General features: G+C 32.9%; 13 protein-coding genes and 5 pseudogenes. 4 read left to right on the top strand and 14 right to left on the bottom strand.

Features of this window, described 5'->3' with window-relative positions:
* The first annotated feature begins 106 nt into the window (after positions 1-106).
* Positions 107-1,131 (top strand): annotated as a pseudogene (locus EAL87_RS08405) (hypothetical protein).
* Between the two features lie 4 nt (positions 1,132-1,135).
* On the opposite strand, the pseudogene EAL87_RS08290 reads toward EAL87_RS08405, so the two are convergent.
* From EAL87_RS08290 to EAL87_RS08090, 6 genes and pseudogenes are all read right to left on the bottom strand, one after another.
* Positions 1,136-2,412 (bottom strand): annotated as a pseudogene (locus EAL87_RS08290) (hypothetical protein).
* Positions 2,409-3,671: a type IV secretion system protein gene (locus EAL87_RS07710; protein WP_001008753.1), complete on the bottom strand. Its 1,263-nt coding sequence runs from the start codon at positions 3,669-3,671 to the stop codon at positions 2,409-2,411. Before EAL87_RS07710 ends, EAL87_RS08290 begins: the two are co-directional and overlap by 4 nt.
* Positions 3,668-5,101, bottom strand: a complete 1,434-nt coding sequence (locus tag EAL87_RS07705; protein ID WP_120914188.1) for a toprim domain-containing protein — start codon at positions 5,099-5,101, stop codon at positions 3,668-3,670. Before EAL87_RS07705 ends, EAL87_RS07710 begins: the two co-directional genes overlap by 4 nt.
* A gap of 9 nt (positions 5,102-5,110) precedes the next feature.
* Positions 5,111-7,132 (bottom strand): annotated as a pseudogene (locus EAL87_RS07700) (hypothetical protein).
* Positions 7,132-8,182: pseudogene (locus tag EAL87_RS07695) on the bottom strand (ArdC family protein). Before EAL87_RS07695 ends, EAL87_RS07700 begins: the two co-directional pseudogenes overlap by 1 nt.
* Positions 8,183-8,347 (bottom strand): hypothetical protein, encoded by a 165-nt coding sequence (locus EAL87_RS08090; RefSeq protein ID WP_000189763.1) that lies wholly within the window; start codon positions 8,345-8,347, stop codon positions 8,183-8,185. It abuts the pseudogene before it with no gap.
* A gap of 637 nt (positions 8,348-8,984) precedes the next feature.
* Between EAL87_RS08090 and EAL87_RS07685 the strand changes: the two genes are divergently transcribed.
* From EAL87_RS07685 to EAL87_RS07675, 3 genes are read left to right on the top strand one after another with little or no spacing between them, the layout of a single operon-like run.
* Positions 8,985-9,653, top strand: coding sequence for a ParA family protein (locus EAL87_RS07685; protein ID WP_120914186.1), 669 nt, complete (start codon positions 8,985-8,987; stop codon positions 9,651-9,653).
* 46 nt (positions 9,654-9,699) lie between these two features.
* A complete protein-coding gene (locus tag EAL87_RS07680) occupies positions 9,700-10,077 on the top strand; it encodes a hypothetical protein (protein ID WP_120914190.1) in 378 nt (125 codons plus the stop codon).
* Positions 10,055-10,720, top strand: a complete 666-nt coding sequence (locus tag EAL87_RS07675; protein ID WP_120914184.1) for a hypothetical protein — start codon at positions 10,055-10,057, stop codon at positions 10,718-10,720. The genes EAL87_RS07680 and EAL87_RS07675 overlap by 23 nt, the downstream gene beginning before the upstream one ends.
* Positions 10,721-10,793: 73 nt before the next feature.
* On the opposite strand, the gene EAL87_RS07670 is transcribed toward EAL87_RS07675, so the two are convergent.
* From EAL87_RS07670 to EAL87_RS07635, 8 genes and pseudogenes are all read right to left on the bottom strand, one after another.
* Positions 10,794-11,597 (bottom strand): nucleotidyl transferase AbiEii/AbiGii toxin family protein, encoded by an 804-nt coding sequence (locus EAL87_RS07670; RefSeq protein WP_120914182.1) that lies wholly within the window; start codon positions 11,595-11,597, stop codon positions 10,794-10,796.
* Complete coding sequence (locus EAL87_RS07665; RefSeq protein ID WP_000965788.1) at positions 11,567-12,037, bottom strand: hypothetical protein; 471 nt, start codon at positions 12,035-12,037, stop codon at positions 11,567-11,569. The genes EAL87_RS07670 and EAL87_RS07665 overlap by 31 nt, the downstream gene beginning before the upstream one ends.
* 54 nt (positions 12,038-12,091) lie before the next feature.
* On the bottom strand, positions 12,092-14,152 hold the full coding sequence (locus EAL87_RS07660; RefSeq protein WP_120914180.1) for a type IA DNA topoisomerase: 2,061 nt from the start codon (positions 14,150-14,152) through the stop codon (positions 12,092-12,094).
* A gap of 12 nt (positions 14,153-14,164) precedes the next feature.
* Entirely contained in the window at positions 14,165-14,365 is a 201-nt protein-coding gene (locus EAL87_RS07655) for a hypothetical protein (protein ID WP_120914178.1), read from the bottom strand.
* Between the two features lie 7 nt (positions 14,366-14,372).
* Positions 14,373-14,549, bottom strand: coding sequence for a hypothetical protein (locus tag EAL87_RS07650; protein WP_232262579.1), 177 nt, complete (start codon positions 14,547-14,549; stop codon positions 14,373-14,375).
* A 68-nt stretch (positions 14,550-14,617) separates the two neighbouring features.
* A complete protein-coding gene (locus tag EAL87_RS07645; RefSeq protein ID WP_120914176.1) occupies positions 14,618-14,869 on the bottom strand; it encodes a hypothetical protein in 252 nt (83 codons plus the stop codon).
* Between the two features lie 37 nt (positions 14,870-14,906).
* Complete coding sequence (locus EAL87_RS07640) at positions 14,907-15,077, bottom strand: hypothetical protein (RefSeq protein ID WP_240444250.1); 171 nt, start codon at positions 15,075-15,077, stop codon at positions 14,907-14,909.
* Between the two features lie 120 nt (positions 15,078-15,197).
* Positions 15,198-15,601: pseudogene (locus EAL87_RS07635) on the bottom strand (helicase); the annotation flags it as partial.

Genomic DNA, 15,601 nt, shown 5'->3' with positions numbered 1-15,601 from the left:
CTACTAAATACATACAAAATAACTTAATATTAATTGTTATTAGTATTTCTTTAAATTTCTATGCTATAATGATTACAATTCAAGTTAAGTTAAAAGGAATAGAAAAATGATTAAATTAAATGGTTTGAATAAAACTTTAAAAACAAGCTTATTAGCTGGGGTTTTACTAGGTGCTACTGCTCCCTTAATGGCAAAGCCTTTATTAAGCGATGAAGACTTATTGAAACGAGTAAAACTACACAATATCAAAGAAGATACGCTGACTAGCTGTAATGCTAAGGTGGACGTCTCTCAATACTTGAATAGTGGTTGGAATTTATCTAAAGAATTTCCGCAAGAATTCCGCAAGAATATAGAGAAAAGATTTTTGAATGCGTAGAAGAAGAAAAACATAAACAAGCCCTTAATTTAATCAATAAAGAAGACACTAAAGATAAAGAAGAACTTGCAAAAAAAATCAAAGAAATTAAAGAAAAAGCTAAAGTTTTAAGGCAAAAATTTATGGCTTTTGAAATGAAAGAACACTCTAAAGAATTCCCAAATAAAAAGCAACTTCAAACCATGCTTGAGAACGCTTTTGATAATGGAGCTGAAAGTTTTATTGATGATTGGCACGAACGCTTTGGGGGTATAAGTAGAGAGAATACTTATAAAGCACTTGGCATTAAAGAATATAGTGATGAAGGAAAGATATTAGCCTTTGGCGAAAGAAGTTATATTAGACAATATAAAAAAGATTTTGAAGAAAGCACTTATGATACTAGACAAACCTTATCTGCTATGGCTAATATGAGTGGCGAAAACGATTATAAAATTACTTGGTTAAAACCCAAATATCAGCTTCATAGTTCAAATAATATTAAACCCTTAATGTCAAACACAGAGTTGTTAAATATGATAGAGCTAACCAATATCAAAAAAGAATATGTTATGGGCTGTAATATGGAAATAGATGGTTCTAAATATCCCATTCATAAAGATTGGGGATTTTTTGGTAAGGCAAAAGTCCCAGAAACTTGGAGAAATAAGATTTGGGGATGTATTAAGAATAAAGTAAAGTCCTATGACAACACTACCGCTAAAATAGCAATAGTTTGGAAAAAAAATACTTATTCTATCTCTCATCACTAAACCCTTAATCCCATATACTAAAAATGGGAAAACCAAATTGGTCAAATTTAACATTAGGGTTTTGAAAGTATATTCTAGCTCTTTCTCTTTCGTTTATTCTTTTTTGCGTTAATTGTTTGTCTATATGGTTTTCTTCTTTCCCAAAGCCATCATTATTTTGCCTAAAATAATCATCTGCCATAATCTCGCTTTGCATTGCCATTGTTTGATTTAAAAAGAGCATTTGATTGGTAATTTCTTTTAAATATTTTAGAGTAAGTAATTTAATCCTTTGATTGAAATTTGCGTAGGCTTGGCTTTGAGCGTCTTTATTGGGGGCTTTGGTTAAATCAAGTGTGAGCGTTTGGATTTCTTGTTCTAATTCGTTATCTAAGCGAGTTGTCCTAAATACATTTTCAATAGGGTCGCATTCACCTGTCTCTTTATTTTCTGTGCAATAATGTATCCCTTGCTTATTATGGTTAGCTGTAGGGTCAGTTACACCAAACTCAGTTTGTAGGACATCAAGTCTTTTTAGAAATGGGTCAAGTTTCTTTTTTAACTGCCTATTATCATTAACCTTTTTCTTTACTCTAAGCAAAAATCTTCGTTTTTGCTCTTCTGAGTTATTGCCTGTTGCTAAAAGAGCTTGCTCGCTTTCATAATTACTATCGTTTACCATTTTACACAACATTTCCCCCCACGCTCTACCACTCAATCCCCCAGCAAGTGATTGCATGTTTTCATAGCCACTGCTACTTAGAGATTGGATTAAATTTTGCACATCTCTTGCGGTTTGGGTTTGTTCGCCATTTTTGGTGATTAGGTTATTGAGATCTTTAAGATTGACAATCCTATTGTTAGTAAGAGCATTGACATTAAGCCAAGGGCATTGTTGCGATAAATACTTGTTTCTTAGCAAATTTTATGTGTTCCAATTTTCTATGCTTTGCTTTAAATTCTCATAGTTGTATCTAATGCTTTGAAGTTGATACTGAGCGTTTTGTAAAACTTGCATAGGATTGGCTAAAGTGATAGCACTACTACTAATCAAAGAATTAGTCGTATTTATCATGTTATTGACTTTTTGTAACTGATTGACTTGAGCTTGAGCCTTAGAAATAATCTCTTCGTATCTTTTGATACTATCTACCATTTTGCCTATGATAGTGGCTTGACTTACATGGGTTTCTGGGTCATTGACAATCAAAGGAGTTTCCCCTCTGCAAAGACACTTTTGCAACATAAAAGAGCGCTAAAAAGCGCACTAAAAATTGATTTTTTCATTTTTAAACCTTTCATTTGTTATTTTTATCATTATCAAATCCAAAGCCACTTTTAACACTTGCTACAAAGTGTCTCACACCAGCTTTAGCGCTTCTTGCATTTACAGCATTTGCCCCTCCACTTAGTCCAGCAAGTCCAAGAGCTTTAGCTCCAGCTTGAAGTCCTGCTAGTCCGCCCCCAGCACTCTGATAGGCTTGCTTAACTTGATTAGCAACCATAACTGCACTACCCCCAAATACAGCTCCGCCTATTGTCATGCCAATTTTTTGCATCATTTCTGTTACTGCCCCCACGCCTCCACTTGTGCCAAAGATATTATTGATAAAATCAGGCACTCGTTTGACTAGAAAGAAACAAATCACAGAACCTAAAACAATAATGGTTAAAAAGCCTACAATAGAACTATGGGCTATATACGAGTTCCAATCTCCTTTTAAGACATTGCCAAAGGCATCAATAATTTTTCCCTCATTTGCCATTTTATCCGCATTGCCATAAAAGCCTTGTGTGACTTCGTGTTTAGTGGGGATTAAAGCATTGACTTTATAGATTATTCCATAATTAAAAAAAGCTACTAACATCATACAAGGTTTATAAAGAGTAAGGGAAATGAGCTTTTTAAGATAGCTAAATAACATGCCTTTGGTTTGGGGGATTAAACCTAAAGGCAATACAATTAAACCTAATGCTGACCACATAAAAATTTCTGCTGTAACTAATAACACAATAATAAGCAATAAGCCTAAAAACAATAATTCCCCTAAAATCACTAAAAAAAACATGATTATTTTAGGTATCATTGTGAGCCAATTAAACATGCTAATACCATCAAAAGCATTATCCCACAGATTAACTATCATTGCATAAGCACTTGAAACTAGATTGCCTATGTTAAAGGTTTCACTAGGACTAGCATTAGCATTGGTAGGAATTTCTAAGCCATCATTTAAGCTTTGAGCGATAAGTATAGCAAGCTTTTCAGCTGGATAAAATATCGTGTTAATGAAATAGGTGTTAAAATCATTAGGATTTCTAATCCCCCAATTGATAAACCCCACAAACACGATGAATACAACCACTCCCATAGCGGTTTTAAACTCAAACATATCGCCCTCTTTCACACGCTTATACGCCCATATCATAAATAAAATAGTAATAATGGTGTTTAAAATGAGTTGTGCATGAAAAAAGCTACCCACATGTTCAGCAAGACTTTTGGCTACTTTTTGAGATGGCTCAACAAACATGCCCATAAGGGTGTCAAAAAAATTCATCGCCCCCTCCCTTTAACACAACTTTGTGCTTGTAAATTTTCTTTAGCATTTTCTAAAATGCCCTTAAGCCTTTCATTAAAGGGCTTAATGCTATCAATTTGTTCTAATTTATCCATGATATTTTCCTTTTCTTGTGTTGAAGTGTAGTTGTCTTTTAATTTTTCTAAAGAGCTTTCTAAAAACTCCGCCATAGTGTCAATGTTAATCGCCTTATTTTCTATAATGTGTGCTAATTTCAAATCATCATTACAATCTTTTGAAAAAGGCGTATAGATAGTGGGGAATTGCTGTGTAAGAGCATATAAAATACCCTCGCATTTTTCTTTGTATCTTTTACCCTTAATATCATTATCAAAGGCTAAGATGACATTAAAACTATCTTGTGGCTTATTAACAGGCTTAGGCTTTCTGTATTCTCTAGTTCTTTCAACTTGCTTGTTGTAAATAAGAGCATTTTTTTCTCTTTGATAATTTTTAATAATGTCAGTGTAAGTCTCTACTACCACGCTATTAAAATCATCACTAGCCCTGCCTTGTCTCACTAATTCTTGCCATTGTTCTTCTTGTTTTAGATAATGGTTATACGCTCCTTGTTGTCGCCCTTTTAATTGCTTAAAAAAACTTTTTAAAAAGAGTTCTAATTTTTGTGCATTAAATTGCCCTGCGGTGCTAATTAAAACGCTCTCTTTAGGCTCTAAACCTTGTAACTCTAAATAAGCTAGACTATCAAAGATATTTTCAGTAACAATGACATTTTTAACTAAGCTTAAATTATTAGGGAACAAGACTTCTATGCCTTTACTTCCTTGTGCGATAGATTTTAATGGCTTGTCTCTTATGTTGCCCTCTTTGTCTGTGCTTAAGGGAGTATTTGGGCGTTTGTTAATCCCACACTGATGAATGGGTATGACATTAAGATTTTTATTCTCAAAAGCTAAATAGGTAGCAAGGATAAGATTATTAAAATTGTCCGTTTTTAAATGCTCTTTATAAGACTCTAATAGCTTTGTATCAATGCCACGCTTTTTAATGAGTGTAGCGTTTTGTAAATCATAGGGTTTAAGGTTTTTAAACTCATTGATGATTTTTTGAATTTCTTCGTTATTTTCGCTAGAGTTATCCCTTGCTTGTAGAGTATCTTTTTTATTGCGATAGCCTTCTAACTTCCCAGCGAGTAAGTCTTCAACGCTGATATTTCTATCCTTACAAAAAGTAATGATATTACCAACCTTATCGGTATGAGTTTCTTTGTAGGTGTAACTAATTGAGCCATCTTTATTTTGATTTTTAAAGATGACTAAACTTCCCTCTTCGTTTTCATGCTTTAAGCAAGGGTTATTCTTGCTATGCTTATTTTTGTTGATAACATAGCCATTATCTAATAAAATCTCATGCAAAGGCAAGGCAGTGAGATTAGGGATATAACTCATAGGATTTTCCTAACGCCTTCTGCTCTTAGAGAGCGTATTTTGTGTGTAGCCATAATCTATAGTTGGCATTTCTTTTTTCACTTCTTTTTGAGCGTTATTTTGCTCTTTAGCTAATTCTTTAGCTTTTTCTTTTTCTAGCATAGCTTGATAGTGTGCTTTAGCTCTAGCTTGTTCTTTTTTACCAAACTCAATCCAAGGCTCATCGCTGTTATTACTCTGTGCTTTCTCTTGGATTTCTTCTTTTTGGCGTTCTTGTAAGCATTTGTGAGCTTTAGGGTCATAATTTAGCCATGGTTCATCAGGATGCAAGGTTTTCTTTGGCTCTTGCTTAGATTGTGGCTCTTTTGCTTGAGTAGTGCCATTTTGCTCTATAGCTTGGTTTTGTTTTGTGTTTTCTTGTTGTGTAGCGGTGCTATTAGTTTGAGCGTTAGTAGTCTCTTGTCTTGGCTCATTTTGTGAGTTTTTAGGTTGCTCTGAATTTTTATTAGCCTTATTTTGCTCTTTGATAGCATTTACCCCCACACTTTGAGTGGCGCTATCTAAATTTTTGAGTGTTTTTGCTTGTTGCTTGTCTAAATGCTTTCGCATCACTTCATACACTCTATTATCCATAGGCTCTAAGCTATCTTTAGATTTAGCTAAATAATCTTTTAAGACTTCGTGGTGTTCTTTTTCTAATTGGTGTCCCAAGATAGACTTAACGCTTAATTGCAAGCCCTTATCTTGCATGTGCTTATTACCATGTGCTTGTTCTAAGCAATCCTTAATCAAATTGATATGCTCTTTAGTGAGCTTGGTTGGCTCTTTTTGGCTTACTACTAATAAGACTTTCAATTCATCTTCATTCATGTGGTTTTTAGCGTAATTTAAAAAGCTCTCTTTAAAATCAAGCTTAGTCTTAATGCGTTTTTGCTTAATATCAAGCTCGGTTTGTTTAAAGAAACTATGCAAACTAGCGTATTTGTCTTTAAGGTCTATATCATTGCTAGGTGTTTTCTTTTCTTGCTCTTTTTGTGCGTATTCGCCTTGTTCTTGTGTGTTAGGCTCTTTTTCATTAAGCTTATTGCTTTCTTCTAAAGCAATAGAAGCGATTTTACTTGTAGTATTTTCTCCTGTAGGTCTTAGCAATTCAAGCTCATTAGGATTTAAAAAAGTGATAACTTCGTTTGTTTCATCTCTTATAACTTGCAAACTCTCTAAAAGTGTTGCACTTTCATTATCCAAACCTTGCTTGGTATTATTATCTCTTAATGTCTCTAATTCTAAGTCTTGCTGGTTTAAAAGCTCTTTTTCTTGCTCTTGAAAAACTTGTTGCTCATAGAGAGTATCAGGGTTTTGGCTCTCATAATATTGCTCTAGGGCTTTATTTTCGCCCTCTAGGGCGTATCTTTCTAGCTCTTCTTTTTCAAGCTTATTTTCATGCTCTGCAATACTAATTTCTTCAGTTCTTTGAATTTGATTTTCTTCATAATCTTGTAGTGCCTTACTTTCAAGCTCAGCCTCTTCTCTTTCAAGCTCTTGTTGTTCTAACTTGGCACTAACTCGTGCAATGCCATCATCTTCATTCATTTGTATGTATTGCTCTTGTTGGTATTCATAAATACTCATCTTCGCTCATTTCTAAAAAGCTTTTTTCTTCTGTAAGCTCTACTTCATTTTCGCTAGAATTTTGTGTCTCAACAATCACTTTTTCTAAACTTTCTACAAACTCGCTTGGATTATCATTAGAGATAGATTGCTCTTCATTGATTTCTTGTTGGAACGCATTAAAAAAATCGCTTACATTTTCATTGTCTTTTGTATTAGAGATTTCATTTTCATGCTCTCAATGACTTCTAGCATAGAAGAAATGTCATCTTTTAAGCCCTCTTGGCTTAAAGACTTGATTTCTTGTTCTAAAATGCCTAAAAAATTGGTGGGGTCATTTTTAGAATTTTTAACTTCATCTAAAAAACTCTCTAAAAAAGCGTCCTTTCCATCATCACTCCAAGCTTTCCACGCCTTTAAAAATCCATTGATAAAATCTTGCATTATCTGCCCCTGCCTTTAGATTGAGTAAGCACTACTTCATCATTAGCAAAGTAGTGGTCATACTTTTGTTGCTCTGCTCCTTTATTAAGAGTTTGTTGCAACATCGCTAACATTTGGGGATTGTTTTGAGCCATTTCAAGCATTTTAGAAAACTCTGCCATATTCATTTCATTGTTGTTTGGCTCTTTAGTGTTGTTTTCTTTGGCATTGTTGTCTATATTAGGTGCAATTTGTTGCTGTGGTTCTTGATAGATTTTGTGTTGCTTTCTTTTTTCATGATGGGTTGCCCCATATTGATTGACATAATCTAGCACTTTGTTATACTGCTTTTCATTCAAATGCTTGGATAAATCATAAATCACCAAATTTTGATTATTCATAGAGAAAGTATTGCTAATGTATTGTGTTCTTAAAGTTTTAGGGTCTAATTCTTTAAGCTTAGTTTTGTCTAGCGTTTGAAAAACATTGACATTGTAGAGATTTTTAATCTCTAAAGTCGGCTCTATGTCTATCTTTTCTTTTTTAAATTCGTAAAAGGGCGTTTTGTCATCTTGCATATACTTGATATTGCTCTTTGTCTCTTTGAGGAACTTTTTCATTCTCATAAATCACTTCGCCATTAGAATAATGCTTAAGATTGCCCTCTTTGTCTTTAAGGGGGATTAAATTACCCTGTTCATCTCTTGCTTTAACATAGCGCATTTCATAATCTCTAATATAAGCAATACTTGCCTTATCATAAAAGCCATTAGGATTATTTTTACTCTTAGTGTTGTTTTTAATATGCTCCACTTCTTTAGGGTTTGCCCCAAGTTTTAAGGCATCATCTAAACCTACCCAAACATTACTCTCATAGCCATTCTCATGTTGCTTGGCATCTAAAATAAGAGAATTTAAGCCATTATAGGCATTGCCAGCATTACCATTATAAGCTCTATTATTTGGCTTAAACTCTAATCCAGATTCTAAACTTTTAGCAATTTCGCTCGCTAAAAACCTAGCAAAAACCTCTTTTTGCTCTTTAATATCCATTTCATTCCACGCTTTTATTTAATGCTCCTTGTTTTTATTGACTTCATTTTCTAAGGAATGTTCTAACTCTATTTTTGTTTCTTGTTCGCTTTTAGGCTCTACTCCCATTTGCATAAACTCTATCATTTGCCATTCATTCATAGGGTATTTTCCCTCTTTAAGTTCTAAAAAATCTTGTGTCATTTTTTCTGTCCTTGTTTTTAAAAAATCTTTTTAGAATGCCATTAAAATTACAAGGAAATCAAGGTCTTGACTTATTTACTTTTTCAAAGTGTGTGCGTACACATATGCCACTTTTTAAGCTATTTTTAAGCAAAAAACACAAGTGTGTACGCACACATTTTTTAGGCTCAAACCATGCAACCCCCTAAAATGCGTAACTTAATCTAAAAGTAAATGAAAAGTAAATAAACATAAAAATTTAATGAAAAAAAGTTAAAATTTAAGCTAATCTTAAGCTAAAATGATAGTTTTTTGCTCCTTTTTAATGTTTAAAAAAACTTTTTTTAAAAATGAAAAAGACAAATTAAACCTTAGAATTTCTTGAGAAAGTTCGCTTAAAATGCTTTAAATTTAATTGATAATTTAATTTATTAATAGTTTAATGATATAAGCTAAATAAGAATAAATTCTTTTAACATTGTAATATTAAATTAAAGACTAAATACTCTTTAAATAACATAGTTTTATTATCCCTTACTAAGTTTAATTATTTACTATGTTTATATAAACAATCTTAAACAATCAAATTGTTTAAAGTTAATTCAAAATCTATATAATTGTGATATACTTTTAAAACAACTAAAATAAGGAAAATAACATGACCATTTGCATTGCTAATGAAAAGGGTGGCAGTGGTAAAAGCACGCTTTGTTTAAACTTAGCCGTGCAATTACTCAAAGACAATAAAGAAGTGGTTGTTTTAGATACAGATAGCCAAAAGTCTATGGAAACTTTTGCTACAATTCGTGCTGAAAAAGAACGCCCCACTTTTAGCTTATTTAATCGTAGTAGTGGCTTTAGCGATACTTTAAAGCAAATGGTATCTAAGTATGAAAATATCCTTATTGATACTAAGGGGGAATACAGCAAAGAAACCCAAAAAGCTATGCTTTTAAGTGATATTGTGCTAGTGCCAACAACTCCTAGCCAATTAGACACTGAAGTCTTAGCTAATATGCTAGAAAGAATTGAGCAACTCCAAGAGCTTAATGAAAATCTAAGAGCCTTAATTGTCATCAATAGAATGCCTACTATTCCTACCCTAAAAGAAAGACAAGCCTTAATAGAGTTTATTAAAGAAAATAACCCTAGCGATAGGATTACACTTTTAGAAAGCTCTTTGAGTGAGCGCATTGTTTATAAGCGCAGTGTAAACGAAGGCTTAGGGGTCATAGAATACAGCGATAAAAAGGCTATCAATGAGTGGGTTAATTTTTATAACGAATTAAAAAGCCATTTAGAAAAAGAGAAAAGACATGCGTTTTAGAAGAGTTAAAAAGCACAAAAATAAACACAATAAGGAGCATACAAGTATGGATTTACAACAAATTGATGAGCTAAAAAAGAAGTTTGAAGAACAAGAAGAACAAGCCCAAGATACCCCCCTAAAACAAGAGCCTAGCACAAAGGAAGTAAAAATCCCTAAAAAAAGGGGGCGTAAAAAAAGCTTGTTAGATGAAGATAAGAAAAAGAGCTTTAACATTGCCTTTAGTCCTTGTGTGATAAAAGAACTTGATGAATTTTTGCTAGAATTTGGCTCATTTAAAGAGACGCGAAGCACTTTTATTGAAGAAGCGCTTATTAGGCATTTAAAACACAGAAAAAACACCCAAGAGCAAAAGCTTTTAAAGCAACTAGAAAGATTACAAAACAAAGAAAAGGGCAATAATGAAAACAATGAACTTGAATGAATTTTTTACGCATAAGATAATCTATAAAGACACCCCTTTAAAGTTTAAGGATACACTAGAACAAGAAATCAGCCAAGCTAGTTTAGCAGAGAAGTTAATCTTAGCTAATATCTTAGCCAATATGGTGTTTGCTAAGATAAGCAATGAGAATGCCCCTAAAATTCTTATTTCACGCTTGATGTGTAAGTTTAGTCCTATTGATTATGAAAGCACTATTCCTAGTGATTTTAAGCCTATAGATGAAGAAGAATATGAAGATGATTTAGAATGGCTAAATGAAGAAAAAGAAGATAGGCTCTTTAATTACTATCTATTTTTAAATGGTATTAAAGAAAGTGATGTAGAAGAAGTGTTTAATGAAAGTGTAGAAATCTATGATGAGTGCTTAATAGAAATCGCTCAAAATATCCTTAAAGATAAATTTTCTTATGACATTGACTTATTGCAAGTTTTAGTAAAAGGTTATGCTAAAGAGATTAGAGAATTTTTGAGTTATAAACCTACAAAAGAAATCAAAGACTTTAAAGACAAAGACACCGCACTTTATATCAGCTTAGGAAAAGACTATGACAAAGAAAAAGAGCCATTTTCTAAAAAATTGCAACAATGTTTTAAAGAGATTTTAGAGAGCAAGGGTATTTAAGTAGTTTTAAATAGAATTAAATTAACAAGACAAAACAACTAAAAACTATCAAATACCCACTCAATAAGGTTACTTATCGCCTACGCTTAGGTGTGTAGGTGTTTTCATTAGAATTGTCTAGGCTATTATCATTATTACTATAGCCTTGTTGCTCTTGCAAGGCATTAGGGGAATGAGATTGTTTTTCAAGTTTTTTATGTATTAGTTGAGCCATTACCCCTAATTCTAGGGCTGTTTCTTCTAAGTCCATAATTTGATTTAATAAAGCATCTAGTTTTGCATCTACTAAATAATCGCTCACTAATTTATCAGGGTCTTTGCTAAAATCTTTTAAGCGACTTGCTAAATCTAAGTTAAAATGTTCTTCATAATGCTTGGCTAAAAAATGCAAATCAAATAAATCTCTAGCTTTAGTTCTTGTATGCTCCCCATCAAAGCAAGCACAGAGTTTGTTATCAATAATACGCTCTATTTTAGCAATTCGCATTCCCTCAATCACATTGACTTCGCTCTCTTTTGGTGCGTCTCTATAAGATATTTCTAATTTTAAAGTTTGTTCTTCTTTATTGTCTTTGGTAGCATAACGCACCATATAACGCCCCACACTATCAGTGTCTTTTTTAATATGAATATCATTTAAGATAATGCCATTAGGAATAGCACTCTTTACTCTGCCTAAGAGATTGATTTTTTTATGACAATCAAAGTCTAAATCTTCTGAAAAACGATTTAAGCCATAGCCTAGATACAAAGCTGTTCCGCCTTTTAATACCATAGGGGTGTCGGCTAGATTTTTAACAATGGCTCTCATCAGTTTTTCATGATTAAGAGCTTGTTCGCTTAAACTCACTCTATAATGGGGTTTCTTGCTATCCATTTATCCAAATTCTCTCTTTCTTGCTTGTTTAATTTGGGTTTCATCACTTCTATAAGAGCATAGACGCTCTCTTTATCTTCAATACTAGGAAACCATTCATCTAGCATAACAACCCCTAGCTTTCCAGTTTGCAATACAGAAACATAGAGACAATCTACACAAGCTCTTGGATGCTCTGCAATATAAGTGGGAGTATGTTTAGGGTAATAGCCCATTTTATTGAGCCTTGCTGTGCCATCTATAATGCCTAGATTGCCTAGTAGTTTATTAGTATTATGAGCTTGTTTTTCACCATAGATATAAACCCCTATATCATCAAACGCATTCTCCATTAAAGCATAGCTACTGTGCCAATCTCCTGTGCCTTGTGGGCTATGGATATTTAAAGCCACAATAGAGCTAACATAGACTTCTTTTGAAGTGGGTGGAATATAAAGCATGCTAAACTCCCTCATTAGTTTTAATTAGGTTCTAGTTTAGCAAAATTTCACTTACTACTTCTTATGATACTCATTGATAAAATCCCCACACACTTTCATACTATATTTAAATCCTTTGGGGAGCTTGACATTATGCTTTTTAGCTAACATCTCAGCAAAGCTAATTTGTTTAGGCGTAGCGGATCTATTTTCATCATTATTAGAGCTACTAGCCTTTTTGTTGTTTTTCTTAAAAAACTCATGCTCTTTAATGTATCGGTCTAAAAACGCCTTAGCCACTCTGTTGTCTTCTTTGTAGTTTTTAAACTCTTCGCTTAAATTTAATTGCAAATCTCTTAAAATATTTTCTATATAAGTGATTTGTCCTTCACTGCTAGGTTTTATCTCATCATCATTTCTTTCTAGCTTTTCAATCTTAGGGCATTTAGAATTTAAATTGCTGATAAAATCCACATAAGAGCTTTTATTTTCTACAATCTCATCTAGCACTTCTTCCATTTGTTTAGTATAGGTCAAATCAATAATGAATTGATAAGCATTTTCAAACACTTCTACCACTCTTTTACCCTTATGTGTAGGCGTAATAATGTGTTTTTTATCTTGGCTAATGCTGATATATTCTCTTTTTACAAGCGTAGGCAAATAGCTCGCATAAGTGCTAGGTCTGCCTATGCCTTTATTTTCTAAAAGCTTGACAAAATCTGCCTCTTTATAAGCACTTGGGGCATTTCTTTTAATGGTGGCTAAAACTAAGTCATTTAGACTTAACACATCATCAATTTTTAGATTAAATTGTGCGTTTTGTTCTTTTTCTTTATTGTCTTTATCATCATTACTTTCATCATTTTCTAGCTCTTTTTTAGAAAACATTGCTAAAAATCCAGCACTTTTTAAACCCTTTACAGAACATTTAAAATACTCGTTTTTGATTTTAAAGAGCAAATCTTGCTTGTCATAAATGGCATTCTTGCCTTGACTTTCAATAGTCCTTTCAAAAATGAGTTGATAGAGTTTTAAAGCGTCTTGATTAGTAATATTAGCATTATAGACTATGCTTTCTAAATCTTCAGCAGTATGGGGGTGTGTGATGCGAATTGCTTCATGGGCTTCTGCTTGGCTTTGCTTGCCAGCCTTGTATTCTCTTTTTAAATACAAGTCCTTATAAATAGGTGCATAAAAGCTCTCTGCCTCATCTAAAAACTCCACGCTCAAACTTTCCGCATCTGTCCTAATGTAAGTAATCAGTCCAGCCTCAAAGAGATTTTGAGCTAGTGATTGCACTTCGCTAATACTTAAACCAAGCATAGAACTTGCTTTTTCTAAAAGCGTAGAAGTGATAAAGGGCTTTTTAGGTTTAGTCTCTACAACAGAGTTTTTTAAATTCTTTAAAAGACAAGCTTTATTATCCTTTAAGCTCTCAAAGAGTTTTAAAGCCTCTTCTTTATCATTGAATTTAATCTCTTCGCCCTTTTCATCACAATGCTTGATAGTTACTTCTCTGTTAGCACTATCGTTAATCTTAGCTTGAATTTGATAGCTTACTTTCTCATTTTCAGGTAAAGCCTTAAATTTTTCAATCTCTCTGTCTCTATCTACAATGAGTTTTAAACAAGGGGTTTGCACTCGCCCAACACTACTACCTTTCATTTGTCCTAAAGCCTTACCTAAATAAGGGGATAGCGTAAAACCTAAGAGCATATCTGCAACTCGTCTTGCTAAAGCGCTTTGATACATTTGCTTATTGGTGTTTTCAAATAAAAGGGCGTTTTGTAATCCCTTGTTAATCCCACTTGGTGTGATTTCAAAAAACTCCGCCCTATAAATAGAACTAGCTACATTTTTGATTTTTTGATAAAACATATAGCCTATAGCATAGCCCTCTCTATCAGTGTCAGTGGCGATATAAACCTTTTTGTTTTTACACACCTCTATCATCTCAAAAATATGTTTTTTCTTTTCTTGGTCATAATCAAAAGTCGGCTTAAAGCCATTACTTTCATCATAGCTTTTAAGTTGCATAAAATGCCCTATGGTAGCAAAGACCTTAGCTCCTGTGATTTCTCTAATCTTAGCTACCTTATTAGGACTTTCAATAATGATGACGCTGTTATTCATTTGATTGCTCCTTTAAAATGGGATTTTATTAGGATTTATCGTTTCTTCCAACTCAAGCACAGAAAGATAAACTAAACTTCTTAGAGCATTAAAATCTTCGTATTTAACATCACCGCAAAAAATAGGCATTTTAGGTATTACTTTGGATTTAAAAATCCCATTAAAAAAATCTCTAACTAAAAAGGTTAAAAGTTCTTCTGTGTAGCCAATCATTTCGCCATCAAATTTGGTTTTTTTTGGTTAATTCAAACATCATTTTTACGATTTCAACCCATGCTTTAAACATAATCTCAAATTGCTCTTTAAACAAATCTTCATTATCAATAATCAACATTTTAAAAAGCTCGTTTGAATGTTGTTGTAAATCTTTCTTTAAAACTTCGCTTTCTTTTTCCAATTTCTTAATTAACTCCATTTTTTCGTTAGCCTATTTGCTACGCTTTATTTCTGTATTGCTCATTGTTATTACTCCTTAAATTTTGATTTTCTATAACTCTCTGTAAGATGTGGTAGCAATTCCCCCTTAATATCCATAATGATAGGTTTATATGCCATTTCAAGAATACTAGGAATTTTAATATTGCAATTACAGCGTTGTAATTTCTCTTTTAATCTCTTATTCTTATCTTTTAATTTAAGATATTGCCTTAATCCATAGGCATACCAAAGAATTAGCAAGATTAGTGCTAAAAATCCCATTAAAACATCGTAATTCATTGCTTTAACTCCTTAATTGATTTTTGTTCTAAGATTTCTAATCTCTTTTTGCGCACTCGCTTACATCATCAAACAAGCTTTCTAATAATTCGCTATGCTTATTCATAAAATCTTCTTGAGATTGTTTGGTGCTATTTAGGGCTTTATACAAGTAGATAGAATTGATAATATAAAGCCCTAAGAATAGAAAAAATCCTAATTCAAACATTGTTTTCCCATTATTTAAACTTAGCTAATCGTTTCACTAGCTTGACTACTCGCATAATAAGGCGTAAATCACGCCACTTAATGCCATTTAAAAAACTAAAGAGTTTGTTAGACTGCTTTCTCATCTTCTACCCATTGATTTAGTAATTTCCACTTCTTGTTCGTTCTCGTAGTAATCAACATTATTAGTGGTTGCAACTTCCTTAGAATAGATAATTTCAGCTCCTTTTTCTATTTCTTTTTCAATCACTTGTTCTGTAGCTGGCTCTATTTCATCATGGCTCTTTGTGTTCCCCTTAACCCCTTGCTCTTCCCTCTCATCCACTAAACTCGCTCTTTTTTCAGCGTTCAAATTCTTTAAGACTTCTTTAGATTTAGGGTTGAACACAGGCTTATAATCTCTGTCTTTGCTCATTTTAGCTAAATCATCTATTAGAATTTTATGATCCAATTTTAAAGCTTGCAGGTATTCTAGTCGTGGGTAAGGAGGTTTTTGCTCCACTAATCTGGTGTATTTAGCGATAT

It is taken from the genome of Helicobacter pylori, assembly GCF_003636935.1.
In the GTDB taxonomy this organism is placed as follows: Bacteria; Campylobacterota; Campylobacteria; order Campylobacterales; family Helicobacteraceae; genus Helicobacter; species Helicobacter pylori_CH.
Note: the sequence above shows the minus strand (reverse complement) of the source record. Positions and strands in the feature narration are given on the sequence as shown.